The sequence below is a fragment of the Propioniciclava sp. MC1595 genome, assembly GCF_017569205.1.
Classification (GTDB): Bacteria; Actinomycetota; Actinomycetes; order Propionibacteriales; family Propionibacteriaceae; genus Propioniciclava.
Genome location: NZ_CP071870.1, coordinates 2,617,245 through 2,642,853, shown reverse-complemented (window position 1 = coordinate 2,642,853; position 25,609 = coordinate 2,617,245). Strand labels below are relative to the sequence as shown.

Sequence of the window (25,609 nt, the reverse complement as noted above, 5' to 3'; positions counted from 1 at the left end):
CCCGTGTTCGACTCCGCCCGCAACCCCCTCACCCTGGCGCGCTACGAACTCAAGCGGCTGCGTGGGCCGCTGCCCCGCCTCGCCATCGTGTTCATCCTGCTGATCCCGCTGCTCTACGGCTGCATCTACCTCTCGGGCAACTGGGATCCGTACGGCCGGCTCAACCACGTGCCCGTCGCGGTGGTCAACGAGGACATCCCCACCACCGTGGGCGACAGGCGCGTCGCCGCGGGCGAGGACTTCGTCACCAGCCTGCACCGGGCCGGCACCTTCGACTTCCGCGACACCGACGCCCGGGACGCCGAGGAGGGCCTCTCCCGGGGCCGGTACTACCTCGTCATCACCGTTCCTGAGTCCTTCTCGGCCGATCTGGTCAGCGGCCAGGGCGCCGATCCGCGCCGGGCCGCGATCATGCTGCGCCGCAACGACGCCAACGGCTTCGTGATCGGCACGATCACCAACAGCGCCCAGAACAGCATCGCGCGGGCCATCGACGAGACGGCCGTGCGCAGCTACTTCGAGGCCGTCTTCGCCAACCTCGCCACGATCCGGGAGGGCATGGCCAGCGCGTCCGACGGTGCCGCGCAACTCGAGGCAGGGCTCATCCAGGCGCGTGAGGGCAGCAGCCGGCTCCACGACGGCGCCAGCCAGGCGGCGACGGGCGCCGACGAGCTCGCGACCGGGGCGTCCCGCCTCGCCACCGGGGCCCGTACCGCGGAGGGCAGCGCGGACGACCTGGCCGCCGGTCTGGAGCGCCTCGACGACGGCGCGGGACGCCTCGCCTCCGGGTCGGCCCAGGTCGCCGCAGGCACCCAGCAGCTCGCGGACGCCGTCGACCCCGTCCTCGCGCTGGCCGCGGTCAAGCTGCCGGACGCCCAGGCGCGGCTCACCGAGGCCGATGCGGCGCTCCTCCCCGAGCTGGACGCCCTCGCCGCGGCCCATCCGGAGCTCGCCGACGACCCGGCGTTCCAGCGGTTGCGCGGACGCGTCGGTGACTTCTCTGAGGCGGTGGCGGACGTCGGCCAGCGCATTGGCGACCTCGGGGCGAAGGCACGCACGGCTCAGGACAAGGTGGACGCCCTCAACGACGGCGCCCAGCAGGTCGCTGCCGGGGCGGCCGACCTGCACCGCGGCAGCATCGCGGCCGCCGGAGGCGCACGCAAGCTCGCGCAGGGCCTCGGCGACCTGCGCACCGGCGTCGACCAGCTCACGGGCGGGGCGTCCACCCTGGCCACCGGGCTGCACGCGCTCGCCGAAGGCGCAGCGTCCCTGGACGACGGGCTCGGGAGGCTGGCGTCCGGCGCGCACGAGCTCTCGGCCGGGCTGGCCGACGGCGTGGCCCGCCTGCCGGTACTGACCGCCGACGAGCAGGCCGATGCCGCCCAAGTGCTCGCCGCGCCCGTCGACGTCACGATGACCGTCGACAACCCGGCGCATGTCTACGGCCGCGGGCTGGCTCCGCTGTTCTTCTCCATCGCATTGTGGGTGCTGGGCATCTCGGCGTTCATGGTGGTCCGGCCGACGACCGGCCGCGTCATCGCGGGCCGCGCCAGCGACCTGCGGACCGCCTTCACAGCCTGGCTGCCGATCGGCGGCCTGAGCGTCGTGGCCGGCTGGCTGATGCTGGCCGCGTCGTGGCTCGGCCTGGGGCTCGACCCCGTCCACCCCGTGTGGATGGTGGTCGCGGTCACGGCCGTCGCGCTGGCGTTCTCGGCCGTGGCCCACCTGCTGCGGACCGCGCTCGGCTTCGTGGCCACGGCGGCACTCCTGGTGGTGCTCATCATCCAGCTCACGTCGACCGGGGGGACTTATCCGCCCGAGCTGTTGCCGCCGTTCTTCGCGTGGATCGGCCACCTCATGCCGATGACCTACACCATCGACGCGTTCCGGATCGCCATCTCCGGCGGACCGCTCGACCGGTTGGTGGCCGACCTGGCCCTCATGGGCGTGTTGTTCGCCTCAAGTCTCGGCCTGCTCGTGGCCGTGATCCACCGCCGCCGCCGCTTCCGTCCGAGCGACCTACGGCCCGGGCTCGGCTGACGTCGACGACGCCTCGGCGGCGAGGTCGGCCAACAGCAGTTCGCCCACGACGTCCTTGATGTCGTCTGCGATCGGGAGGCTCGCCAGCCCCGCCACGCGGGCCACCCGGCCGGGGTTGGCCTCGAGGAACCCCCACAGCGCGTGCTTGTCGATGTAGCTGACCTGCAGGTCGTTGACGGCGGCGAACAGCCGCTCGTCCAGCCGCTGGTCGGACGCCGTGGGCAGCAGCGCGAAGTCGAAGGACGCCCCGCGGGCCGGGTCCACGACGCCCAGGTCGACGGTCACGGTGCCCGTCGCGTGGTCGTAGGTCGTGCTCGCCTCCGGGGCTGCGCCGGTGTCGCTGGGCGCCAGCCCGGTCACCGACACCCGCCAGCGGCGCACGGCCGGCAGCACGGAGGCGTCGCCCACCACCGGGTCGATGGTGAACAGCCCGTCGGCCTGGTTCCACGACAGCCGCGTGCGGCAGGTGGTGGGCTCGCCGGCGTCGTCGTCCTCGTAGAGCACGAACTCGCCGTCGGCGCCGGCGAACACCCGCACGTGCAGGGCCGCGGGGTTGGCCACCGACAGGTCGTCGCCGTCCACGAGGGGCACGATCGTGCCCGAGCGGGCGAGCACGGGGTAGGTCTCCAGAGGCCGGCGGAAGGTGACGAACCGGCCGCCGGTGTAGCGCAGCCCCGAGTACCAGTCGTGCCAGGTGCCCGCGGGCAGCCACGTGGTGACCGCTGCCCGGCGCGTGCGCCGGTCGGCGGGCGTGGTCAGCGGCGCGACCAGCAGGCCCGCGCCGAACAGGAACGCCCCCGACCCGTGCAGCACCGACTCCGGGCGCGGGTCGGCGTGGTAGACCGGCCGCACGAGCGGCTCCCCGGCGCGGTGGGCGCGCTCGTTCATCGTGTGCAGCCAGGGCACGAGGCGGTGCCGTAGCCGCAGGGCGTCCGTCATCGCCTCGCGGGCCTCGACGCCGAAGTTCCACGGCTCCTTGCCCTGGAACGGGCTCGACGTCGAGTGCAGGCGGTTGATCGGCGACCACGTGCCCAGCTGGACCCACCGGGCCACCATCTCGTCGTCGCGCTCGCCGAACATGTGCCCGCCGATGTCGTGGCTCCACCAGCCGTAGCCGATGTTGGCCGCGGTCGCGGTGAACCACGGCTGGAAGTCCAGCGACGCCCACGACGTCACCGTGTCGCCGGAGAAGCCCACGGGGTAGCGGTGCGAGCCCGGTCCGGCGTACCGGCTGAACGTGATCGGACGCCGCCCGTCGCGTCCGGCGTCGAGGAAGTGGAGGTGGTTGAGCAGCCACAGGGGGTCCAGGCCGGGGATCGACGAGGCGCCGCCCTGCTGCCAGTCGACCCACCAGAAGTCGACGCCCTGGGCCTCCAGCGGGTGCAGGACCTCGTCGAAGTAGGCCTCCATGAAGTCGGGGTTCGCGACGTCGAACGGGATCGGGTCGCCGGCGCCGGGGTCGAGCCCGAGCCGCTCGGCGAGGCGCGGGTAGGCGTCCTCGAACGAGCGGACTCCGTCGGCTGGGTGGAGGTTGAGCGAGACCGTGAGGCCGCGGGCGTGCAGGGCGGCCAGGAACGCCTCCGGGTCGCCGATGAGGTCGGTGTTCCAGGAGAAGCCGGTCCAGCCCGAGCCGTGGCGTGGGTCGATGTCGACCCAGTGCCAGTCCATGTCGATGACCGCGACGGAGAACGGCAGGCCCTCGTCGGCGAACCGGTCCATGAGGGCGACGTACTCGCCGGAGGTGTAGGGGTGGTAGCGCGACCACCAGTTGCCCAGCGCCCAGCGGGGCAGCAGCGGCGTGGGGCCGGTGAGGGCGTGGAAGTCGCGCAGCGCGGCAGGCGCGTCGTAGCCGTGCACGAACAGGTAGAGGTCGACCTCGCCCTCGCGCGGGGTGGGCCAGCCGACGTCGTCCAGCGCGAGCGAGCCGGAGTCGTCCAGGGTCGCGAACCCGAAGGCGCTGACCAACCCCTTCTCCAGCGGGACGGCGCCGTCGGCCTCGTCGAGGGTGCGGGCCGTGCCGCCGAGGTTGCCGACGTGCCAGCCGGCCTCGCGCTCCTGCACGGTCTCGGGGTCGCCGTAGTGCCACACGCTGCGCCAGTCGCGGACGCCGGGCTGGCGGACCTGCAGGCCGCCGGGGGAGAAGCGCCGGCCGTCCCAGGACAGCTGCAGGCCCCGCGTGGACAGCTGGAGCGCGTCGCCGTCGTGGGACACCTCGTACGGCACCGCGGGGAGGTCGCGGTTCCACACCACCTGGGTCGCCCGGTCCTCGAACTGGCCGTCATCGGACCACTCCAGCCGCAGCAGCCGTTCGGTGAGCACCGTGATGCGCCAGGTGGGGCCGACCAGCACCTGGGCCGGGTCGGTGAAGGGCGTGGTGGTCGGGCGGAAGCGCTCGGGCAGGGCCATGGCCCCACGGTAGCCGTCGTTCTTTGGTACGACGTCTCTTGGCCGGAGCGCCTCGACTTTCGACGGAACCTGCCCCGCGCCCGTTCCGCGCCGGGCGCCGCTGTCCCTAACCTGAGCTCGTCCCTACCCCCCAACAACAGGAGACACCATGAAGGGAAGCACCATCCGCACAGGAGCGGCCATCGCCGCCGCGACCGCCATCCTCGCCGGCGGCGCGGCCGCCGGCGCCCAAGCAGCCACCGCCACCGTGGGTGGCGGCACGTGGAGCTACGGCTCCTACCTGCAGATCTGGCCGCCGAAGACCTGCTACTCCGACTACAAGCACAACTCGGCCTACCACTCCTCGACGGCCATGATCTCCCGCGCGTACGACACCGACTACGCGAATGCCGGGTACTGGTCGCGCGCCTCCTCGTGGGCAGGTGCCGCGTACACCTGCTACACGTACTGGAACAAGCCCTGATCCCGTCCGCGACCGCCCCCCGCTGCCCGGCACCCCCGTCGTGCCGGGCAGCGGGTCGCCCGGCGAGGGAGGATGACGTGGACGGAAGCAGCCGATGAGGGCGGCGCTCGCCCTCCTGTTGGTGTTCGTCTTCTGCGGTGTGCCGCTGTCGCAGGTGGCCGACGCGGTTCCCGCGCGGGTCCAGCGCGACATCGCCGCCGCACGGGCGCTCGGGGCCGCGTTCGAGTGGCCCTCCGACGAGCGGGCCGCCGATCCGACGTTCGCCGTGGAGGTGCTCGCCGAGGCTGCTCAAGCGGTCGGGGCGTCCGTGCTGCGCACGTCCGTGTCCACCGGCACCGACGGCCGCTCGCGCATCACGCACTATGTGCTGAGCACGGGCGGGACGTCCCTGTACCGGACCCTGCCGCTGGTGGAGGGCCGCTGGCCGACCGACGCGGAGAGCAGGCACCTCGGCGTCGTCGTCTCCACCGAGGACACCACCTCGGCTCGCATCGGACGGCTGCAGGTGCTGGCCGATGGGTACGCGCTGACGGTCGCACCGATGGCACAGGCGTACGAGTCGCTGCCGGTCGCCGGCACCTACGTCCTGGAGGGGGCCGATCGGGCCACCCTCGACGGGTTCCTCGCACGGGTCGGGGAGAGGCTCGCGTCCCGGGGGGCACCCCCGGCCGTGCCGACCGAGCGGGCGTCGTCGGGTGCCGCCGATGGGTCGGGGTCGTTGCTCCGCTTCCTGCCCGTGCCCCTGCTCCTCATCGCCGTGGTCGTGTCGGCCGCCGTCCTGCTCAGGGCGGGCAAGCGCATCGGCGTCCTGCGCCTGCTCGGATTCTCCGGTGCTCGGGTGTGGTTCCGCGTGGTCGGTGCCGTCCAGGCCGTCGCGACCCTCGTCGGGGTCGTTGCGGCCGCCGCCCTGATCGGCCTCACCCCCGGGGTCGACGCGGAGTTCGTCCGTGCCGTCGTCCAGGCCCTGCTCGTCACGGTCGCCGTCAGCCTGACCACCAGTCTCGCCGTGGGTGCGGTGGTCATCGACCGCGTCCGCATCACCGACCTCGTCAAGGGAGGACTCTCGTGACCACCTTCGCCCCGCCGCGCCCCGCGGCCGTCCGCCCCCCGCGCCAGCGACGCGGGCTCGCCCTGCTGTCCGTCCTGGCCAAGGGCCTGTGTGGGGCGGTTCTCGCACTCCTGCTGGTGGTGGCCTGGCACCAACTCGAGGAGGGGCGCGCCCGGGAGGCTCGGGCCGCTCGGTGGGCCGATGCCACCACCTACGCCGTGTTCTACCCGCAGCAGGTCGGCCTCGACGAGCAGGAGGTCTCGGGCGGCGGCCACGCCACGAAGATCGCTGAGGCGCGCGACCTGTACCCCGTTCTGGACGAGGCCGGTGCGCTCTTCGTCGACGCGCAGAACCACGAGCCGGGCATCCCGGACGACCCGCCGGTACCCGTGTGGCCCATGCGGGTGAACGACAACTACCTGGAGCGGTACCCGATCCTCGACGTGGCCGGGCAACCGGTCCGGGTCGGGGACGACGAGGCCGACTGGGTCGTCCTGGTCCCGGAGACCCATCGGGGGGACGAGGCGTCCATCACGGAGTTCTTCACCCGGTCGCGCGTGGGTGGCCCCGACTTCCAGGGGGCCGTCCAGGGCCAGGAGATGATGCTGCGCGAGCCCGTTCCCGACGGACTGCGCGCCCAGTCCGTCCGCATCGTCTGGACCCGGGCGGGTCAGGACGTCTTCACGTTCAACAGCCAGGTCAACGCGGACGGTGGCAACACGGTGCGGGACCCGATCATCGAGGTGCTCACGCCGGCCAACAGCTTGACCATCGACCGGATGAACGCCATCCGCGGCCACCTCAACTCGCCCCTGAAGGTGCGTGTCGACGGCGATCCTGCAGGCACGCTGGCCCGACTCCAGCCACTCCTGCGGCAGTTGCACCTCGATGACAACCTGCAGAACCTCGTGACGGGCAACGAGGCCATGCTCATGGAACTGGACGAGTTGCGGCGGATGACGACGACCACGCTGCTCGCTGCCGCGGCGGCCCTCGGTGTGATGCTGGCCTTCAGCGCGGCCCTCGTCCTTGTGCTGGGGGACGCACTGCGCCAGCGCATCACCGTGCGACGGCTGCACGGGTTCTCCTTCGTCCGCACGTATCGCGAACTCCTCGCGGCCATGGCGGCGACGTGGCTCGGCCAACTCGCCCTGGCGGGCCTGCTGATGGGAGCGGCCCTGGCCCTGCCCCGCGCCACCTTCGCCCCACCTCCCCCTCCCCTCCTCGAGGAGCTCGGACGCCTGGTGGCCATCATGGGAATTGTCGCAGCCGTGGAGGTCGCCTTCGTGGCGGCCGTGGTCATCCTCAACGAACGACGCAACACCGCCACCCGACTGAAGGAGCTCCAGGCATGACCGTCCACTGTGAACTGCGCGGGGTGTCGAAGTCGTTCGGCGCCAAGGAGGTCCTGCGGGACCTTGACCTGGCCGTGGCGGCAGGGGAGATGGTGGCCATCACCGGGCCCAGTGGGTCCGGCAAGACCACCATCCTCAATCTCCTGGGACTGCTCGAGGCCCCGGACGCCGGCGAGGTGCGCCTGCTGGGGGCACCGGCACCCCAGCCGCGGAGCCGGGGGGCGCAGCAGTACCTGCGCCACCACCTCGGCTACCTGTTCCAGAACTTCGCCCTGGTCGATGCCGACACGGTGCAGCAGAATCTCGACCTGGCGCTGACCTACGCCCCGCGCGCGGGGGACCGATCCGCGCAGGTGGACGCCGCCCTGCGCTTCGTGGGGCTGAACGGGGCCCAGGGACGCCGCGTGGCCACCCTGTCAGGAGGGGAGCAGCAGCGCGTGGCGATCGCCCGCCTGCTGCTCAAGCCGTGCGAGATCGTCCTGGCCGACGAGCCGACGGGTTCCCTGGACGCCGACAACCGTGACATCGTGCTCACCCTGCTGCGGGACATGAACAGGGCGGGCAAGACGATCGTGGTGGTCACCCACGACCCCGTCGTCGTCGCCGCGTGTGACCGGGCCGTGACCCTGTCGGCGCCCGCCACGCTCGCCGGGGTCTGATCGGCAGGCGTCAGCCGAGCGGGTGGACCTCCACGACGTGCAGGACGCCGCGAGCCACCCGGAACCGCACGTTCAGCCCGGCGAACTCCACCCCGTGGACGCGCTCGGGGTCACGCCCGACCGCCGGGCGGGGGTCCTGGGCCAGCACGCCGACCAGCGCGGCGAGCTTGTCGGCCGGCACCAGCACGGCCAGGGTGTCCGGCAGGTCGACCTCCACGCCGTAGTCGGCGTTGGTCGCCGTGAAGCCCAGCGTCGCGTCGGCGTGCACGTCGGCGGCGACGTAGGGCTTGATGTCGTAGATCGGCGTGCCGTCCATGAGGTCGGCGCCACCGACCAGCAGCTCGGGCGCACCCGCGGCGTCCGACTCGACCGCCAGCAACCGCACCGACGACAGGCCCAGCCCGTTCGGGCGGAACGGCGAGCGCGACGCGAACACGCCCACGCGGACGTCCCCGCCCAGCCGCGGCGGCCGGACGACCGGCGACCAGCCGTCGCGCTCCACGCCCGAGAACCCCTACACCAGCCACAGGTGGGAGAAGCCGTCGATGCCGCGGACGGCGTCCGGGGTGCGGAACTCCGGCACGAACACGATCCGGGCGACGAGCTCGGGCACCAGCCCGCCTGCCGCGGGATGCCGAACTTCGCGGGGAAGTCCGTGCGCGCGTGCGCGACGGGGCGGATCTCGGTCATGGGAGGCATTCTGCCAAGCCAGCCTGGTGCCGCCACCAGGAAACGCCCGACCGCGGGGGCCGGGGTGAACATTGCCTGAACTCTCGCGTGTCAGCGCCGATCCGCGCGGCGTCCGACCTAGATTCGGGCTCAGGACACCTCCGCAGGTGCCCTCGAGAGGACTCCAATGAGACTTCTTCCCCTTTCACGGGACGCCCTCGGCTGAACCACCACGGACAGGCCGGGTGAGCTTCATTCGGCCCTGACGCAAAGGACCGACGTGACCGACCTCGCCACCGACGCCCAGACCGGCACCCCGAGCAGCACCGCGACGAGCACGCCCACCCAGCTCCGGACCTACGTCATCGACACCTCGGTGCTCTTGTCCGACCCGAACGCCCTGTTGTTCTTCGCCGAACACGAGGTCGTGGTGCCGCTGGTGGTCGTCACCGAGCTGGAGGGCAAGCGCCACCACCCCGAGCTGGGCTTCTTCGCCCGCAAGGCGCTCCGGTTCCTGGACGACCTGCGCGTCACCTACGGGCGCCTCGACGCCCCGGTCCGCGTCAACGACGCCGGCGGGGTCGTGCACGTCGAGCTCAACCACACCGACGTCGAGCGCCTCCCGGCCGGGTTCCGGCTCGGCGACAACGACTCGCGCATCCTCGCCGTCGCGGTGAACTTCGCCCACGAGGGCCGCGACGTCGTGCTCGTCACCAAGGACCTGCCGCTGCGCGTCAAGGCCGCCGCCGTCGGGTTGGCCGCCGAGGAGTACCGCCACGAGCTGCCCCGGGAGTCGGGTTGGACCGGCATGGCGTCCCTGGAGCTCGCCCCCGAGCAGCTCGACGAGCTGTACGACCACGGCAGCACCGCCCCCGACGAGGCGGCCGACCTGCCCGTCCACACCGGCGTCATCGTGCGCGGCGGCGGCTCGACCGCCCTGGCCCGCGTGCACCCCGACCACACGCTGCGCCTGATCAAGACCGACCGGGACGCCTTCGGCCTGCACGGCCGCTCCGCCGAGCAGCGCGTCGCCCTGGACCTGCTGCTCGACGAGTCGGTCGGCATCGTCTCCCTCGGCGGCAAGGCCGGCACCGGCAAGTCGGCCCTCGCGCTCGCCGCCGGGCTCGAGGCCGTGCTCGAGCGGCGCCAGCACGAGAAGGTCATCGTGTTCCGGCCGCTGTACGCGGTGGGCGGCCAGGAGCTCGGCTTCCTGCCCGGCACCGAGCACGAGAAGATGTCGCCCTGGGGCCAGGCCGTGTTCGACACGCTCGGCTCGGTGGTGCACCGCAACGTCATGGACGAGGTCGCCAGCCGCAACCTCATCGAGGTGCTGCCGCTGACCCACATCCGTGGCCGGTCGCTGCACAACGCGTTCGTGATCGTCGACGAGGCACAGTCCCTGGAGCGCAACGTGCTGCTCACGGTGCTCAGCCGCATCGGCCAGAACAGCCGGGTCGTGCTCACCCACGACGTGGCCCAGCGCGACAACCTGAGGGTCGGGCGCCACGACGGCGTGGCCGCGGTGGTGGAGAAGCTCAAGGGCAACCCGCTGTTCGGGCACGTGACGCTGACCCGCTCCGAGCGCTCGCCGATCGCCGCGCTGGTCACGGACATGTTGGAGGACATCTCGTTCTGACGTGGCAGGATTCCCCGCATGGCCACGACCAAGAAGAGGAACTCGTCCGTCGTCCACATGTTGGTGGCCATGCTGGTGCTGTTCGTGCCCGTAGTGCTGGTGACCCAGCTGTTCACCCGCAACCCCGAGCCGCCGATCACCCCGATCGACTGGCAGCCGGTGGCCCAGCGGGCCGCGGCCGAGGCGTCCTACGAGGTGCTGGCACCGACGAACCTGCCCGAGGGCTGGGTGGCGACCCGCGCCCGGTTCACGCCCGGCGGCCAGTCCACGACCGGTGGCGGCGACCCGGCGCCCGGTGACACCTTCCAGCTCGGCTTCCTCAGCCCCGAGCAGCGCTACTTCGCGCTCGACCAGCGCGACGTCGCGCCCGAGGCGTTCGTGACCGCGGTGACCCGCACCGGACGCCCCGACGGCGAGGGGGCCGCGGGCGGACGCACCTGGGCGCGCTACGTCTCCGAGGACGGACGGACGCGCTCACTGGTCGCGCGGGACGGGGACGCCGCGACGATCGTGTCCGGCGACCTGCCCTACGAGGCGCTCGAGGCCTTCGCGTCGACCCTGGCGCCCGTCGGCTGAGGGATCAGTCGCGCACCGAGATGTGCACGTGGTCGAGGTGGTTCGCCGTGGCGCCGCCCCGGTCCTCCATCCAGCGCCAGCCGCGCTCGGGGTAGGAGGCGTTCCAGATCTGCTGGCGCCAGATGATGTAGGTGATCTTGTACTCCGCGGCGTTGGCGGCGAAGTCGCGGGCGATCGTCCAGCCGTAGTCGATGCTCGACTGCTGCGACCAGTTCGACACCATCACGTCGACGGCGCGGCCGTTCGGGTGGTCGGAGGAGTAGCTGCTCGAGGCCCGGTAGCCGCCGATGGTGCGGATCAGCGGGTAGGTGTCGAGCACGTGCTGGACGACCTTCTTGGCGTTCGCGTTGAGCGGGTCGTACCCGGGCAGCGAGACCGACGAGGTCAGCGGCGTGGCCGGTGCGGTCGAGGTGGTGTAGGCCTTGAAGACCCAGCGCGCGGCACCGTTGTGGATGACCTGCAGGCGGTCGCCGACCACCGTGCCGGTCGTCGCGAGCTCGTGGCCGCGGTAGACGGTCGCCACCACCGTGCTGGACGGGTCGGAGGTGGCCCGCACGTAGAGGGATCCCACGTTGACGTAGACCGTGCCGGTCGCCGTGGGGGCAGGGGCCGGGGCGGGCGCGGTGGTCGTGACCGCCGTGGTGTACCGGGTCGCGATCCAGCGGGTCTCGCCGCCGTGGATGATCTCGGTGTAGTCGGCGGTCTTCTGGCCGGTCGTGTCGACGACCGAGTTGCCGGGCAGGACGCCGGTGTAGCCGTACGCCGTGCTGCCGCCGGTGCGCAGGTAGAGGTTGGCGGTGGTCCGGAGCTGGCCGGCGGCGACGGCCTTGGTGACGGTGCCGGTGGTCAGGTAGTTGGTGGAGATCCAGCGGGCCTGCCCGCCGTGGATGACCTGGGTCCACCCGCCCGACGTCTTCCCCGTCGTCGGGAGGGTGGAGCCCTTGGTGGCCACGGCCACGGCCGTGTAGCTGGTGCCCGGCCCGGTGCGCACGTTCACGTTGGCGGTGGTCGTCGCCTCGCCGGTCGCCGTGGGCACCGGGTCGGTGGGAGCCGGCTGTGAGGGCTGGGTGGGGGCGGACTCGCTCGCCTTGAGGTAGTTCTGGTAGACCCAGCCGGTCTGCCCCTTGTCGGTGGTGACCTGGTACCAGCCGCCGCTGACCTGACCGGACGCGGTGACGGCCTGCGAGGGGGCGAGCACGGTCACCACGGGGTTCGAGGTCGAGGGGCCGGAGCGCATGTTGACCCACGTCGTGGCGGTCATCGCCTGCGACGCGTCGGCCACCGACGCGATGACCAGGCTGCCCGCACCGAGCACCGTCAGGGCCATGCAGCCGCCCACCAGGGCGCTCGTCAACCTGCCAGCTCGCCTCACCGGATTCCCCCTCGTCACTGTGTTGCCTGAGCCAGTACAAGCTGACGAGGGTGCTCGCGGCAAGGGGATTCACCTTCAGCCCTGAGAGCGGGACCCGCCGACACGCCGGGCGCGGGGGGAGAACCACATGGTTGTCATTTCAAGCGAACCGCGTCACGTTTCCCCTAGTCGGAAGGCGGTTCGGGGTGGCGGGGTGGGCGTGCCGGGCTGAGCCCTCCCCGGGGACGGGGCCTCCCCAAGAGGACCCTGAGAGATCTCAAGGTCAGGTTGAGGGTGCCGGGGTGACCCACGAGTCGTCGAGGTCGGCCACCCAGGCAGCGCACGTCCCGCGCCGGTCGGCCGGCCACCAGCCGGACCGGAGGTCGGCGTCCGGGACGACGGTCGAGCCGCACAGGGTGGCCGCGCCTGCGAGCAGGTCGGGGTCGGCCAGCTCGACGGGGACGGTGGTGACCCGGCCGGTGACGTGGTTGGCGCGCAGGGTCCCGAGCAGGGCCGGGCCGAAGCCGGGCGCCACGAGCACGAGCGCGCGGCGGTGGGTGTGGGCGGCGTCCAGCAGGTGCAGCACGAGCCGCTCGTCGTCGAGGTCGGTGTCCGTCACCACCACGTAGGGGTCGACGACGGCCGCGACGCCGCGCTGCGGGTGGGTCAGGAAGGCGCGGTCGGCCAGGCCCGCCGGGAAGGTCGGCTCCGGCCCTCGCGAGGCCAGCAGCTCGCCGAGCCGGTCCTCGGGGATGCCCGGTGGGGGAGCGGCGGCGGCCAGGTCCTCCTCGGTGGTGAACCCCTCGGACGCCGCGCGCTGGCGTCGGCGGTCCCACCACCAACCGCCCAGGATGATCGCCGCGCCCACGACGAGCAGGACAGGGATGCCCCACCACGGAGGGTTCATGCGGCCACTCTAGGCCGCCGGTAGAGTGGGCCGGCGGGGCCTATAGCTCAATTGGCAGAGCAGCGGACTTTTAATCCGCGGGTTCAGGGTTCGATCCCCTGTGGGCCCACCGCGGGGCCCCGGTCTGCTTGCATGGCCCCATGCGACGTCTCCTCAAGGTGCTGCTCGTCGTCCTGGTCGGCCTGCTCGGCTACGGGGTCGGGCTGGCCCAGCCCTATGTGCTCCGCCCGCCGCTGGTGCCGGGGCAGGACGCGGCGGGCGACCCCGCCGGCGCCCGGGCCGTGGTGTCGCTCGACGACGTGGGAGGCCGCGTCCTGTCGGTCCGGCCGGAGGCCGATGCCGACATCCTGTTCGTGCTCTACCCCGGCGGCCTGGTCCGGCCCCAGGCCTACGAGTGGCTGGGGCGCGCGCTGGCCGGCCGAGGGGTGCACACCGTGATCCCCGAGTTCCCCGTCGACCTCGCCGTGCTCGACGCCGGTCGGGCGCAGCGGTTGGTCGACCACTACGCCGCGGGGCGTCCGGTCGTGGTGGGGGGCCACTCGCTCGGCGGGGCGATGGCCGCCGCGTGGGCGTCCGACCACCCCGACGCCTTGGCGGGGCTCGTGCTGCTGGCCGCCTACCCGCCCGACGGCGACGACCTCACCGCGGCGGGGTTCCCGGCGGTGGTCCTGCAGGCCGAGCACGACCTCGTCGCCGACGGGGACGCCGTGCGCGGCGGGCTGGACCGCCTGCCGGCCGGCACCGACCTGGTCGTCGTCGAGGGCGCGGTGCACAGCTTCTTCGGCCGCTACGGGCCGCAGGCCGGGGACGGGATCCCGACGGTCAGCCGGGCCGAGGCCGAGGCGTCCATCGTTGCGGCCCTGACCGATTTCCTGGGCCGCGTCGCCTGATCAGCGCGCGACGGCGAGGCGGTCGGGCAGGCTGAGGCGGGCGATCGTGCGCCACGTCTGCGCGATCTGCCGGTGCAGGGGGCCGGAGGTGTACTTCAGGCCGTAGCGCTCGCAGATCTCCTTCACCTTCGGCGCCACCTGCGCGTACCGGTTGGAGGGCATGTCGGGGAACAGGTGGTGCTCGATCTGGTGGCTCAGGTTGCCGGCCATGATGTGGAACAGCCGCCCGCCGGAGAGGTTCGCCGAGCCGAGCATCTGGCGGACGTACCAGTCGCCGCGGGTCTCGCCCTCGATCGCCTCCTCGGTGAAGGACTCCACCTCGTCGGGGAAGTGCCCGCAGAAGATCACGGTGTGCGCCCAGATGTTGCGGATCGTGTTGGCCAGGAACGTGCCGGCCATCGCCTGCAGCCCCGACCGGGTGGCCATGTGGGCCAGGCCGGGCGTGCCGGCGTAGTCCTTGCCGATCATGCGGGCGAACTTCACCCCGACGGCCTTGAGGTCGTCGACGAGCGCCTTCTTCGGCTTGCGTCCGGCCTTCACCTCGTCGATCTCGAGGTCGTAGATCGCGATCGCCCACTCGAAGAACGGGGCGATGAGCGCGTTCATGGGCACGTTGGCCAGGAAGCGGGGTTCCCACGGCTGGTCGCGGCTGACCCGCAGCACCGAGTAGCCGACGTCGCGGTCCTTGCCGACGACGTTGGTCCAGGTGTGGTGCACGTCGTTGTGGGTGTGCTTCCAGCCCTTGGCCGGGGCGACGAAGTCCCACTCCCACGTCGTGGAGTGGATGTCGGGATCGCGCATCCAGTCCCACTGGCCGTGGATCACGTTGTGGCCGATCTCCATGTTCTCGAGGACCTTCGACAGCGCCAGCATGCCGGTGCCGACCACGAACGCCGCCGGACGCCGCGCGCCCAGCAGCAGCGCCCGCCCGCCGACCTCCAGCATGCGCTGCATCTGGATGACGCGCTTGATGTAGGCCGCGTCGGCGGCGCCGAGGGAGTCCATGACCTCGGCCCGGATGGCGTCCAGCTCGCGGCCCAGCTCGTCGACCTGCGCGCGGGTCAGGTGGGACGCGCCGGCGGGCCGGGCGGCGGGCCGTTCGTCACGGATGGCGATGGTCATGGTCTCTCCCTGTCGTCAGGCATCGAGGTGGACGTCGCCCGCGGCGGCGGACACGCAGGTTCTGATGAGGTCGCCGGGCTCGCCGTGCACCTCGCCGGTGGTGAGGTCGCGGACGCGCCCGGCGTCCAGCTTGGTGAGGCAGGTGCGGCAGATGCCCATGCGGCAGCCGCTGGGCAGCGGGACGCCGTTGGTCTCGCCGGCCTCGAGCAGGGCGGTGGCCCCGTCGGCGGCGACCTCCTTGTCGGAGCGCGTGAAGGTGACTGTGCCGCCGGTGCCGGCGGGTGCGGCGATCCGGCTCACCTCGAACCGCTCCAGCGTCAGGTGCTCGCCGGCGCCCTCGGACGCCCACAGCCGCTCGGCGTCCGCGACCAGGCCCTCGGGGCCGCAGACGTAGGCGGCGCGCTGCCTCCAGTCGGGGCACAGCTCCTCCAGGGCCGCGACGGAGGTGAGGTCGAGGCGTCCGCGCTCGCCGCTGAGCCACAGCACGTGCCGAACGTTCGGGGCGGAGGCGGCCAGGGCGTCCAGCTCGTCGACGAACAGCGCCTCGTCGCGGGTGCGTGCGGTGTGGAGGAGGACGACGTCGGCATCGGGCCGGCTGCCGGCCAGCGTGCGCAGCATCGACATGACCGGGGTGATGCCGCTGCCGCCGGTGACCATGAGCAGGGGTCGCGGGTGCTCGGGCAGCACGAACTCGCCCTGCGGCGGGTCGAGGTAGAGGATGTCGCCGCGTCGCGCCCGCCGCACGAGCGCGCCCGAGACGCGACCGATGTCGGTGACGGTGATGGCCGGGTCCTGGCCCGGGGCGGTCGACAGGGAGTACGACCGCCAGTGCCGGACGCCGTCGATCTCGACGCCCACCCGCACCCACTGGCCGGCCTGGTGCTCGCGCCAGCCGGGCGGGGGGTGGAACCGGATGGTCGCGGTGCGTGGCCCCTCGCGCACGACGTCTGTCACGCGGGCGCGCGGCTGCTTGGACGAGTAGCGCGGGTCGAACAGGGCGGTGATGTCGTCGACGTGCAGGGGGTAGGTGAGCGCGGACAGGATCTCGGCCAGGGGCCGTCGTCGGCGCATGGGATCCTCCCCCGAGAGACACCACCTACGCAGGCGTAGGTTCGGGGGCCAGTCTAGCCGTCCCCGGCCGTGGGGGTAGAACCCCTGCGGGTGACCCGGGTCGCCGTCGCGTGCGCGAACCCGGGGGATGCGGAAACATGGGGGCGGGACACAGCGCGGCCGTCGACGTCGCGCCGGACGAGGAGGTCACGGATGGGTCAGGGTATGGAGCGGTTCATGCTGGCGGGTCACAACCTGGGGCTGGACCTGATGCGCGCGACCGAGGCTGCGGCCCTGGCCGCCGGCCGCTGGGCCGGGCGCGGCGACAAGGAGTCCGGCGACAAGGCCGCCGTGGACGCGATGCGTTCGATCCTGAACCAGGTGCGCATGGCCGGCACCATCGTCATCGGCGAGGGCGAGAAGGACGAGGCCCCGATGCTCGCCAACGGTGAGAAGGTCGGCACCGGCTGGGGCGACCGCATCGACATCGCCGTCGACCCCGTGGACGGCACCCGCCTGCTGGCGTGGGGCATGCGCAACTCGATCGCGGTGCTCGCCGCGGCCGAGGGCGGCACCATGTACGACCCGCACATGTGCTTCTACATGGAGAAGCTGGTCGTCAGCCAGAACGCCGCCGACGTCATCGACCTCGACGCCCCCATCGCCGACAACATCCGCAAGGCCGCCGCGGCCGAGGGCAAGGACGTCTCCGAGTTCGTCGTCGGCGTGCTCAACCGTGAGCGCCACAACGACCTAGTCAACGAGATCCGCGCGGCCGGTGCGGCCACCCGCATGTTCACCGACGGCGACGTGGCCGCCGCCGTGGCCGCCGCGACCCCGGGCGTGAAGATCGACATGCTCGCCGGCATCGGCGGCAGCCCCGAGGGCGTCGTCACCGCGTGTGCGATGAAGTGCCTCGGCGGCCGCATCCTGGCCCGCCTGCACCCGACCACCGACGAGGAGCGCCGCCGCACCGCCGAGGCCGGCTTCGATGTCGACAAGGTCCTCGACACCAACGACCTGGTCGGCTCCGACAAGACCCTGTTCGTCGCCACGGGCATCACCGACGGCGACCTGGTCGACGGCGTCCGCTACATGCCGGGCGGCGACGCCCGCACGCACTCGGTCGTCATGCGCTCCGAGTCCGGCACCGTGCGCTGGGTCGAGGCCCACCACCGCCTCGACAAGGTCAGCGCCTGGCGCGCCGCCCACGGCGGCTGATGCTCACGCGTCGCGCAGCACTGGCCGTCCTCGGCCTGGCCCTCGTGGGGTGCACCACCCCGCAGGCCGGGCCGGCGGGCGGCCGGTCCGCGTCCAGAGAGACGCTGGACGCCGCCGGCGGTGAGGTCGTGGCCTGATCCGCGAGACGGGGCACGGCGAAGAATCACAGGCGAATATGCGATTCGAGCGTAGATTTTGCGGCTACTCCCGGGGTATCGTCCCCGAATGGTTGACACGCTCACGAACGACACCATCGCGCCCGGCGAGGTATTCGCCTCCTTGGGTCGCCACATCCTCGTCGACGGCATGCGCCTGGTCCTCGACCTCAACCGCTCGCGCGGCACCACGCTGGTCGACGAGGCCACGGGGGACGAGTTCCTCGACATGTTCACGTTCTTCGCCTCCAACGCCCTGGGCATGAACCACCCGGGGCTGACCGAGGACGAGACCTTCCGCGCCGAACTGCTCGAGGCCGCGCTGAACAAGCCGTCCAACTCCGACATCTACACCGTCGCGATGGCCCGCTTCGTCGACACCTTCGCGCGCGTCATGGGCGCCGACCAGCTGCCCCACTACTTCTTCATCGAGGGCGGCAGCCTCGCCGTCGAGAACGCCCTCAAGACGGCCTTCGACTGGAAGTCGCGCCACAACGAGGCGCACGGCCGCAGCCCCGAGCTGGGCACGAAGATCATGCACCTGAAGGAGGCCTTCCACGGCCGCTCGGGCTACACCATGAGCCTCACCAACACCGACCCCAACAAGGTCGCCCGGTTCCCGAAGTTCGACTGGCCGCGCCTGTCCACCCCGTACTGGGCGGCCGAGCGCGACATGGACGCCGTCGAGGCGGCCACGCTCGCCGAGGCCGAGGCGGCCTTCGCCGCGAACCCGCACGACATCGCGGCGTTCATCATGGAGCCGATCCAGGGCGAGGGCGGCGACCACCGCTTCCGCCAGGGTTTCCTGGAGCAGATGAAGGCCCTGTGCCACGCGAACGACGCCCTGTTCATCTTCGACGAGGTGCAGACCGGCGGCGGCATGACCGGGACGCCGTGGGCCTGGCAGAACTACGGCGTGGCCCCCGACGTGATGAGCTTCGGCAAGAAGCTGCAGGTCTGCGGCATCACCGCCGGCGGCCGCGTCGACGAGGTCGAGCAGAACGTGTTCAAGGTCTCCAGCCGGATCAACTCCACGTGGGGCGGCAACCTGACCGACATGGTCCGCTCGCGCCGCATCCTCGAGGTCATCGAGGCCGACGACCTCATGGGGCGCGCCCGCACCGAGGGCGAGCACTTGCTCTCCCGCCTCGAGGAGGTGCAGTCCCGCCACTCCATCGTCACCAACGCCCGCGGCCTCGGCCTCATGTGCGCCATCTCCCTGCCGGACACCGCGACCCGCAACGAGGCCATCCGCCGGCTGCAGGACGACGAGAGGGTGCTCATGCTGGGCTGCGGTGAGCGCTCGCTGCGCGTCCGCCCGCCCCTGACGGTCGAGCGCGCCGCGATCGACAAGGCCGTGGACGCCATCGACCGCGTGCTCACCGCGATGGAGGGCTGACATGCACGACACCCACGCCCTGCGCGCGGCGTTCGCGCGCTCGCTGTCGGCGATGTACGGCACCGAGGTGCCCGCGTACAACACGCTCGTGGACGTCTCCACCGCCGTGAACGCCGACCACATGGCCGCCCACCCCGACACGGCCGAGCGCCTCGGCCGCATCGACCGGGTCACGGCCGAGCGGCACGGCGCCATCCGCGTCGGCACGGCCCATGAACTGGCGCGCGTCGCGCAGGTGTTCGCGGCGCTCGGCATGGAGCCCGTCGGCTTCTACGACCTGCGCGGGGACGCCGCCACGTCGCTCCCGATCGTGTCGACGGCGTTCCGGCCGACGACGAAGGAGGCGCTGGCGATCAACCCGTTCCGGGTGTTCTGCTCGGTGTTGGTCACCGACGACCGCCGCTACTTCGACGAGGCCCTGCAGGCCGAGCTGGACGCCTTCCTCGCCGACCGCGAACTGTTCGGCGACGACGTCGTGGCCCTGGCCGAGAAGGCCGAGCGGGACGGCGGGTTGGAGGACGCCGAAGCCACGGAGTTTCTCGCCCTCGCCACCGCCTGCTTCGAGCTCTCCGACGAGCCCGTCGGCCGGGCGTGGTACGAGCGCCTCTCCACGATCTCCGGCGTCGCGGCCGACATCGGCGGCGTCCGAGCCACGCACATCAACCACCTGACCCCGCGCGTGCTCGACATCGACGACCTCTACCGCCGCATGACCGAGTTGGGCATCGCCATGATCGACGAGATCCAGGGCCCCCCGGCGTGGGAGGGCCCGGACGTCCTGCTGCGCCAGACCTCGTTCAAGGCGCTGGCCGAACGCCGCCGCTTCCGCGAGGCCGACGGTTCGGTCGTCGACGGCACCCTGTCGGTGCGCTTCGGCGAGGTCGAGCAGCGCGGCATCGCGCTGACCCCGAAGGGGCGTGACCTGTACGACCGCCTCATCGTCGAGATCGACGAGCGCTCGGCCGGGATGTCGGCCGACGAGCGCAACCAGGTGAAGCTCGACGTCTGGCGCGCCAACTGGCCCGTCGACGAGGATGGCCTGGCCGAGGCCGGCCTGGCGTTCTTCGAGTGGGTCGATGGCGTCCGGACGCCCATCGTCTACGAGGACTTCCTGCCGCGCTCGGCGGCGGGCATCTTCGCCTCGAACCTCGCTCATGCGGGCAGCCGCGATGTCACGCTCGAGGGGTCGCACCGCGACGAGGCGTGGCTGGCCGAGGCGATGGGCCGCACCGTCCACGACCCGATGGAGTTGTACGCAGCACAGCAGCAGGCGTCGCGCGACGCCATGGAGGAGACCCGATGAAGACCACCGCCCAACTCCGCGAGCGCGCCGAGGCCGCACTGGCCGCCCTCGGCGTCGACCGGGACGCCTGGTGCGTCGACGACGGCGCCGTCCGCGCCCGCTCGCCGCTCACCGGCGAGGAGCTGTGCGGCGTCCGTACGCACACCCCGGCCGAGGTGTCGGACGCCGTGGCCGCGGCGTCCGAGGCCTTCGTCGCCTGGCGCGAGGTGCCCGCCCCCGTGCGCGGCGCGCTGGTCAAGCGCCTCGGCGAGCTGATCGGCGAGCACAAGGAGGACCTCGCCGCCCTCGTCACCATCGAGGCCGGCAAGATCCACACCGAGGCCTTGGGCGAGGTCCAGGAGATGATCGACATCTGCGACTTCGCCGTCGGCCTCTCCCGCCAGCTGTACGGGCGGACCATGCCCAGCGAGCGCGTCGGGCACCGCCTGCAGGAGACCTGGCAGCCGCTCGGCGTCGTCGGGGTCATCTCGGCGTTCAACTTCCCGGTCGCCGTCTGGTCGTGGAACACCGCGATCGCGCTGGTGTGCGGCGACCCCGTGGTGTGGAAGCCGTCCGAGCTCACCCCGCTGTGCGCGCTGGGCTGCGACGCCCTGCTGCGCCGCGCGATGGCAGAGGTCGGCGCCCCCGAGGGCCTGCACGCGGTCGTCATCGGCGACCGGGCCATCGGAGAGGCGCTCGTCGACGACCCGCGCGTGGCCCTGGTGTCGGCGACCGGTTCCACTCGGATGGGCCGCGAGGTCGGGCCGCGCGTGGCCGCCCGCTTCGGCCGCTCGCTGCTCGAGCTCGGCGGCAACAACGCCGTGATCGTCACCCCGAGCGCGAACCTCGACCAGGCCGTCAGCTCGATCGTGTTCGGCGCGGCCGGCACGGCGGGGCAGCGGTGCACCTCGACCCGGCGACTGCTGGTGCACGAGTCCGTCGCCGACGAGGTCGTCGGGCGCGTCGCCCGGGCCTTCGAGTCGCTGCAGGCCGGTGACCCGTTCGCCGACGGCGTCCTGCTCGGCCCGCTGGTGAACGAGGCAGCGTTCGACGCGATGCAGGCCTCGCTGGAGAAGGCGAAGGCCCAGGGCGGCGAGGTGGTCTCCGGCGGCGAGCGCGCCGACGTGGACGCCGAGGGCTTCTGGGTGCGCCCCGCCCTGGTGCGGATGCCCGCCCAGGAGGGCGTGGTGCTCACCGAGACCTTCGCGCCGATCCTGTACGTGCTCACCTGGTCGGACTTCGACGAGGCCATCGCGCTGCACAACGCGGTCCCGCAGGGGCTCTCCAGCGGCCTGTTCAGCAACGACGTGCTGGAGGCCGAGCGCTACCTCGGGGCGTCCGGCGCCGACACCGGCATCGCCAACGTCAACGCCGGCACCTCGGGCGCCGAGATCGGTGGCGCGTTCGGCGGCGAGAAGGAGACCGGCGGCGGCCGCGAGTCCGGCTCGGACGCGTGGCGCGCCTACATGCGACGGGCCACGAACACGATCAACTACTCGGGCTCGGTCCAGCTCGCCCAGGGCGTTGACTTCGGCTGACGTCTGATGTCTCCCGGATTTCGGGGTAGGGTGCCCCGGATGGGGGAGGGACGAGTCGTGCGAGCCCGCTGGGCAGCCGGCGCCGCCGTGCTCGCGCTGGCCGGCTGCGTCGGCCCCGCCGCGCTCTCGCTGACCCCGCCCGCCGTGGCGCCGACGGCGTCGGACTCCGTCGTCACGCCGGAGGAGCCCACCGCGAGCCCCGTGGCCGTGGAGGCGGCCTCGGTCGACGCGGCCCAGGTCCGGGCCGCGCAGGCCGAGGCGGAACGGGCCAGGGCGCGGGCCGCAGAGGCGTCCGCGTCCGCGGCTGCCGTGGCGTCGAGCACCCCCGCACCCCCGGCCGAGGTGGACTGGCGCGCCGGCGAGGGCGTCGCGGGCGTCGACGTCTCCCGCTACCAGCCGCGGGTGGACTGGCCGGGCCTGCTGGCGTCCGGGCACCTCTTCACGTACGTGAAGGCCACGGAGGGCACCCAGCACGTGAGCCCCACCCACGACGACCAGCGCGCGGGGGCCCGCGGCGCGGGCCTGGTGCAGGGCGCCTACCACTACGCGCGGCCGGGGCAGTCGTCCGGGACGCTGCAGGCGCGCTTCTTCCACGCCAACGGCGGGGCCTGGCTGCCCGACGGGCGCACGCTCCCGGGGGCGCTCGACCTCGAGTTCGCCGAGGAGGGCGACCGCTGCCACGGGCTGGACCGCGAGCAGATGGTCGCCTGGGTCCGGGAGTTCTCCGACGAGTACCGCCGCCTGTCCGGCCGGAACCCGGTGATCTACACCAAGACCGAGGTGTGGGCCGAGTGCACCGGCGGCGACACCACGTTCGGCTCGCGCCCGCTGTGGCTGTTCGACCACGCGCAGGTCCCGGGCGAGCTGCCCGCAGGCTGGGAACGCCCGACGCTGTGGCAGCGCGCGGTGGAGAACCACCTCGACCGCAACGTGTTCTTCGGGTCCGCCGAGCAACTGCAGGCGTGGGCCGCACGCCCGGTGGGGTAACCTGACCTCGAACACACACGTGCTCCGGGGTCGGTGAAAATCCGAACCGGCGGTTACAGTCCGCGACCCAGTGGCCCACCAGGGCCCCTGGCTGACCCGGTGGAATTCCGGGACCGACGGTCAAAGTCCGGATGGGAGGCGCACGCGACGTGTCCGCGCACGCGCATCCGCGTGCGACCGGGCCCGTCGAGATCCTCCCACCCTGCCCCGGCGCAGAGCGAGAGGGGAGGGTCCGGTGTCGTCCAGCACACCACGCGAGCCGCGACGCCCGCGCCCCACCGGCCTGCTCGCCGCCGCCCCGTGGCTGTTCGGCCTCGGCCTCCTGGCCGCGTGGGCCCTCGTCGTGGTCGTCGCCGCCCCGCCGCCGTACATGCTGCCGTCCCCGCTGGCGGTCGCCGAGCGGCTCGTCGCCGCCCTCGGGGCCGCGGCCTTCTGGCCGGCCGTGCGGGCGACCTTCACCGAGGCCGTCGGCGGCAGCCTGCTGGGCGCTGTGGTGGCGCTGCCCCTGGCGATCGCGATCCACCGCAGCCGCCTGCTGCACGCCGCCGTGACCCCCTTCCTGGGGGCGACGCAGGCCATCCCGGCCATCGCGCTGGCCCCGCTGCTGGCCATCTGGGTCGGCTACGGGCTGGGCCCCATCATCCTGCTGTGCGCGCTGATGGTCTTCTTCCCGATCCTCGTCTCGTCGGTCGTCGGGCTGCGCCACGTGGACCCCCAGGTCGTCGACGCCGCCCGCATGGACGGCGCGGGCAGCGTCGCGCTCCTGCGCCACATCGAACTGCCGCTGGCCCTGCCGAACGTGCTGGCCGGCCTCCGCAACGGCTTCACCCTGTCGGTCACCGGCGCCGTCGTCGGCGAGATGGTCATGGGTGGGTCCGGGCTCGGCCAGCTGCTCACCGTCCAGCGCGACTCGGTCGACACCGCCGGGATGTTCGCCACCATCGTCGTGCTCTGCGCCATGGCCTCCGGCCTGTACGGCCTCATCCACCTCATCGAACGCCGCAGCCGCACCGTCGCGTCGCTGCTGCGCACGGACCGACCCTGAAGGAAGGACTCCCATGCACCGCACCGTCCGCGTCGCCCTCGCCCTCGTGGCCGCCGTCGCCCTGGTCCTGACCGGGTGCGCCCGCACCCCCGTCGGCACCGACACGGGGCCCGCGAAGGCCACCGTCGGCCTCACCTACATCCCCGACATCCAATTCGCCCCCTTCTACGTCGCCGCCGAGGAGGGCCTGTTCACCGAGCAGGGTCTCGACGCGACCCTGCGCCACCACGGCGCGCAGGAGGGCCTGTTCACCGCGCTCGTCGCGGGCCAGGAGGACTACGTCGTCGCGGGTGGGGACGAGATGGTGCAGGCGCGCGCCGAGGGCTTGGACCTGGTGGCGATCGCGCAGTACTACCACCGCTACCCGGTGGTGCTGATCGTCCCGGACGTGTCGCCGGCGCAGTCGGTCGCCGACCTCGCGGGCCTGCGGATCGGCCTGCCCGGCAAGTTCGGCGAGAGCTGGTTCGGCCTGCAGGCCGCGCTCGCCGGGGCCGGGCTCACGGAGTCCGACGTCGAGGTGGTCGAGATCGGCTACACCGCCCAGGCCGCGCTGACCACCGGCAAGGTGGACGCCGTGGTCGGCTTCTCCAACAACGACCAGGTCCAGTTCGGGCTGGCCGGCATCCCCACCCGGGCGATCCCGCTGGCCGCCGACGGCGAGCTCCCCCTGGTCAGCATCGTGCTGGTGACCACGGGCGCCAACCTGAAGGCCAACCCCGGGACGGCGCGCAAGGTCGCGCACGCCATGGTGGCCGGCCTGGAGCGGACCGTCGCCGAGCCCGCCAGCGCCGTCGCGGCGGGCAAGAAGCACATCCCGACCCTCGACCAGGCCGGGGCCGAGGCGTCCGCCCTCGCGACGCTGGAGGCGACCATTCCGTTGTGGACCGCGCCCGCGGGCCGCGCGACCGGCACAATGGACGCGCAGGAGTGGGCCGCGATGACGGACTTCATGCTCGAGACGGGGCTCATGACCGCCGCGGTCGATCCTGCCGAGGCGATGACGAACGAGTTCGTCGAGGGCTGACGAGGAGGTCTGACGTGGACGACGGCGTCACCGTGCCCGGGTGGGACGACTACTTCCTGGGGATCGCGGACGCGGTCGCCCGGAGGGCCAAGTGCACCCGGCGCCGGGTCGGCGCCGTGCTGGTCCACGAGCGGCGGATCATCGCCACCGGCTACAACGGGGCCGCGCCGGGGCGGCCGGACTGCCTCGAGGGGGCCTGCCCGCGCGGGCAGCTCGGCTACGACGCCGTGCCGGGCCTGGGCGACTACGACCGTCCCGGGACCCCCGGCTTCTGCATCGCCATCCACGCCGAGGTGAACGCCCTGCTGTTCGCCACCCGCGACACCAAGGGCGCCACCGCCTACATCACCGACCCGCCGTGCCCCGGGTGCCGCAAGGCCCTCGCCGCGGCGGGCATCGTCCGGGCCGTGTGGCCCGGGGGCAGCCACGACGCCGACGGGCTCGTGGACTGGGCCGGGAGCGACCGGTGACCGTGACCTCGGCGCCGCACCACGCCGAGGTCAGAGCCGGCGCAGGAAGTCGGGGTCGTCGTCGGGGGCGATCGGCGGACGGCGCCCCGGGCCGGCGATGCCCCCGCCCGGCGGGCGGCCGACGGCGAACCAGCCGACGGGGCCGACCACGGGCAGCGCCACGATCGCGACGAACCACAGCCAACGCGGCATGAGCCGGGTGCGGTTGGCCGGGGTCTGCGCGGCCTCCACCAGGGCGTACACCGTGACGGCGACGATGGCGAGGACGAGCAGGACGCGAGGCATGGCGTCCAATCTACCCGGCCACCGACGTGGG

24 protein-coding genes, 1 tRNA gene and 1 riboswitch are annotated in these 25,609 nt (G+C 72.7%); of the genes, 18 read left to right on the top strand and 7 right to left on the bottom strand.

Annotation, left to right across the window (positions count from 1 at the left end):
* Positions 1-3 precede the first annotated feature (3 nt).
* Complete coding sequence (locus J4N02_RS12775) at positions 4-2,040, top strand: YhgE/Pip domain-containing protein (protein WP_208090966.1); 2,037 nt, start codon at positions 4-6, stop codon at positions 2,038-2,040.
* Here the strand turns inward: J4N02_RS12775 and J4N02_RS12770 are convergent.
* Positions 2,020-4,446, bottom strand: coding sequence for a TIM-barrel domain-containing protein (locus J4N02_RS12770; protein ID WP_188332922.1), 2,427 nt, complete (start codon positions 4,444-4,446; stop codon positions 2,020-2,022). The two genes, J4N02_RS12775 and J4N02_RS12770, sit on opposite strands and share 21 nt — an antisense overlap.
* A gap of 148 nt (positions 4,447-4,594) precedes the next feature.
* Between J4N02_RS12770 and J4N02_RS12765 the strand changes: the two genes are divergently transcribed.
* The 4 genes from J4N02_RS12765 (at position 4,595) to J4N02_RS12750 (ending at position 7,971) form a co-directional block, all read left to right on the top strand.
* Positions 4,595-4,909, top strand: a complete 315-nt coding sequence (locus tag J4N02_RS12765; RefSeq protein WP_131168407.1) for a lactococcin 972 family bacteriocin — start codon at positions 4,595-4,597, stop codon at positions 4,907-4,909.
* 94 nt (positions 4,910-5,003) lie between these two features.
* Complete coding sequence (locus J4N02_RS12760; protein WP_131168409.1) at positions 5,004-5,978, top strand: hypothetical protein; 975 nt, start codon at positions 5,004-5,006, stop codon at positions 5,976-5,978.
* On the top strand, positions 5,975-7,312 hold the full coding sequence (locus J4N02_RS12755) for a hypothetical protein (RefSeq protein WP_131168411.1): 1,338 nt from the start codon (positions 5,975-5,977) through the stop codon (positions 7,310-7,312). Before J4N02_RS12760 ends, J4N02_RS12755 begins: the two co-directional genes overlap by 4 nt.
* Entirely contained in the window at positions 7,309-7,971 is a 663-nt protein-coding gene (locus J4N02_RS12750; protein WP_131168413.1) for an ATP-binding cassette domain-containing protein, read from the top strand. Before J4N02_RS12755 ends, J4N02_RS12750 begins: the two co-directional genes overlap by 4 nt.
* Positions 7,972-7,981: 10 nt before the next feature.
* Here J4N02_RS12750 and J4N02_RS12745 read toward each other — a convergent pair whose 3' ends face one another.
* Positions 7,982-8,473, bottom strand: coding sequence for a tRNA (N6-threonylcarbamoyladenosine(37)-N6)-methyltransferase TrmO (locus J4N02_RS12745; protein WP_208090965.1), 492 nt, complete (start codon positions 8,471-8,473; stop codon positions 7,982-7,984).
* Positions 8,474-8,920: 447 nt separating this feature from the next.
* Here J4N02_RS12745 and J4N02_RS12740 point away from each other — a divergent pair, with 447 nt between their 5' ends.
* Together J4N02_RS12740 and J4N02_RS12735 are read left to right on the top strand one after the other, a co-directional pair.
* Positions 8,921-10,276, top strand: coding sequence for a PhoH family protein (locus J4N02_RS12740; RefSeq protein ID WP_208090964.1), 1,356 nt, complete (start codon positions 8,921-8,923; stop codon positions 10,274-10,276).
* A gap of 18 nt (positions 10,277-10,294) precedes the next feature.
* Positions 10,295-10,852, top strand: coding sequence for a DUF4245 domain-containing protein (locus J4N02_RS12735; protein WP_182815441.1), 558 nt, complete (start codon positions 10,295-10,297; stop codon positions 10,850-10,852).
* A 4-nt stretch (positions 10,853-10,856) separates the two neighbouring features.
* Here J4N02_RS12735 and J4N02_RS12730 read toward each other — a convergent pair whose 3' ends face one another.
* A complete protein-coding gene (locus J4N02_RS12730) occupies positions 10,857-12,206 on the bottom strand; it encodes an SH3 domain-containing protein (protein ID WP_188332921.1) in 1,350 nt (449 codons plus the stop codon).
* A gap of 280 nt (positions 12,207-12,486) precedes the next feature.
* Positions 12,487-13,110: a hypothetical protein gene (locus J4N02_RS12725; RefSeq protein ID WP_188332920.1), complete on the bottom strand. Its 624-nt coding sequence runs from the start codon at positions 13,108-13,110 to the stop codon at positions 12,487-12,489.
* 36 nt (positions 13,111-13,146) lie between these two features.
* On the opposite strand from J4N02_RS12725, the gene J4N02_RS12720 reads away from it, so the two are divergent.
* Positions 13,147-13,219 (top strand) — tRNA-Lys (locus J4N02_RS12720).
* A gap of 31 nt (positions 13,220-13,250) precedes the next feature.
* Positions 13,251-14,000 carry an alpha/beta fold hydrolase gene (locus J4N02_RS12715; protein ID WP_188332919.1) on the top strand — a complete coding sequence of 250 codons (750 nt, stop codon included), beginning with the start codon at positions 13,251-13,253 and terminating at the stop codon, positions 13,998-14,000.
* Here the strand turns inward: J4N02_RS12715 and J4N02_RS12710 are convergent, their stop codons facing one another.
* Together J4N02_RS12710 and J4N02_RS12705 are read right to left on the bottom strand one after the other, a co-directional pair.
* Positions 14,001-15,122, bottom strand: a complete 1,122-nt coding sequence (locus J4N02_RS12710; RefSeq protein WP_188332918.1) for an acyl-CoA desaturase — start codon at positions 15,120-15,122, stop codon at positions 14,001-14,003.
* Between the two features lie 15 nt (positions 15,123-15,137).
* Positions 15,138-16,193, bottom strand: a complete 1,056-nt coding sequence (locus tag J4N02_RS12705) for a ferredoxin reductase (protein WP_188332917.1) — start codon at positions 16,191-16,193, stop codon at positions 15,138-15,140.
* Positions 16,194-16,385: 192 nt separating this feature from the next.
* On the opposite strand from J4N02_RS12705, the gene glpX reads away from it, so the two are divergent.
* The 9 genes from glpX (at position 16,386) to J4N02_RS12660 (ending at position 25,293) form a co-directional block, all read left to right on the top strand.
* Positions 16,386-17,393 (top strand): class II fructose-bisphosphatase, encoded by a 1,008-nt coding sequence (glpX, locus tag J4N02_RS12700; RefSeq protein ID WP_188332916.1) that lies wholly within the window; start codon positions 16,386-16,388, stop codon positions 17,391-17,393.
* Positions 17,393-17,530 carry a hypothetical protein gene (locus tag J4N02_RS12695; RefSeq protein ID WP_188332915.1) on the top strand — a complete coding sequence of 46 codons (138 nt, stop codon included), beginning with the start codon at positions 17,393-17,395 and terminating at the stop codon, positions 17,528-17,530. Before glpX ends, J4N02_RS12695 begins: the two co-directional genes overlap by 1 nt.
* Before the next feature lie 88 nt (positions 17,531-17,618).
* Positions 17,619-18,947: an L-lysine 6-transaminase gene (gene lat / locus J4N02_RS12690; protein WP_188332914.1), complete on the top strand. Its 1,329-nt coding sequence runs from the start codon at positions 17,619-17,621 to the stop codon at positions 18,945-18,947.
* Position 18,948: 1 nt separating this feature from the next.
* Positions 18,949-20,250 carry a VOC family protein gene (locus J4N02_RS12685; protein WP_188332913.1) on the top strand — a complete coding sequence of 434 codons (1,302 nt, stop codon included), beginning with the start codon at positions 18,949-18,951 and terminating at the stop codon, positions 20,248-20,250.
* Positions 20,247-21,767 (top strand): aldehyde dehydrogenase family protein, encoded by a 1,521-nt coding sequence (locus tag J4N02_RS12680; RefSeq protein WP_188332912.1) that lies wholly within the window; start codon positions 20,247-20,249, stop codon positions 21,765-21,767. Before J4N02_RS12685 ends, J4N02_RS12680 begins: the two co-directional genes overlap by 4 nt.
* Positions 21,768-21,806: 39 nt before the next feature.
* Positions 21,807-22,754: a GH25 family lysozyme gene (locus tag J4N02_RS12675; protein WP_188332911.1), complete on the top strand. Its 948-nt coding sequence runs from the start codon at positions 21,807-21,809 to the stop codon at positions 22,752-22,754.
* Positions 22,755-22,770: 16 nt separating this feature from the next.
* A riboswitch (FMN riboswitch) is annotated at positions 22,771-22,901 on the top strand.
* Between the two features lie 88 nt (positions 22,902-22,989).
* Complete coding sequence (locus J4N02_RS12670; protein ID WP_309224410.1) at positions 22,990-23,799, top strand: ABC transporter permease; 810 nt, start codon at positions 22,990-22,992, stop codon at positions 23,797-23,799.
* A gap of 13 nt (positions 23,800-23,812) precedes the next feature.
* Positions 23,813-24,823, top strand: a complete 1,011-nt coding sequence (locus J4N02_RS12665; protein WP_188332910.1) for an ABC transporter substrate-binding protein — start codon at positions 23,813-23,815, stop codon at positions 24,821-24,823.
* 14 nt (positions 24,824-24,837) lie between these two features.
* On the top strand, positions 24,838-25,293 hold the full coding sequence (locus J4N02_RS12660) for a cytidine/deoxycytidylate deaminase family protein (protein WP_375539338.1): 456 nt from the start codon (positions 24,838-24,840) through the stop codon (positions 25,291-25,293).
* Positions 25,294-25,323: 30 nt separating this feature from the next.
* On the opposite strand, the gene J4N02_RS12655 is transcribed toward J4N02_RS12660, so the two are convergent.
* Complete coding sequence (locus J4N02_RS12655; protein ID WP_182815464.1) at positions 25,324-25,578, bottom strand: PLDc N-terminal domain-containing protein; 255 nt, start codon at positions 25,576-25,578, stop codon at positions 25,324-25,326.
* Between the last annotated feature and the right edge of the window lie 31 nt (positions 25,579-25,609).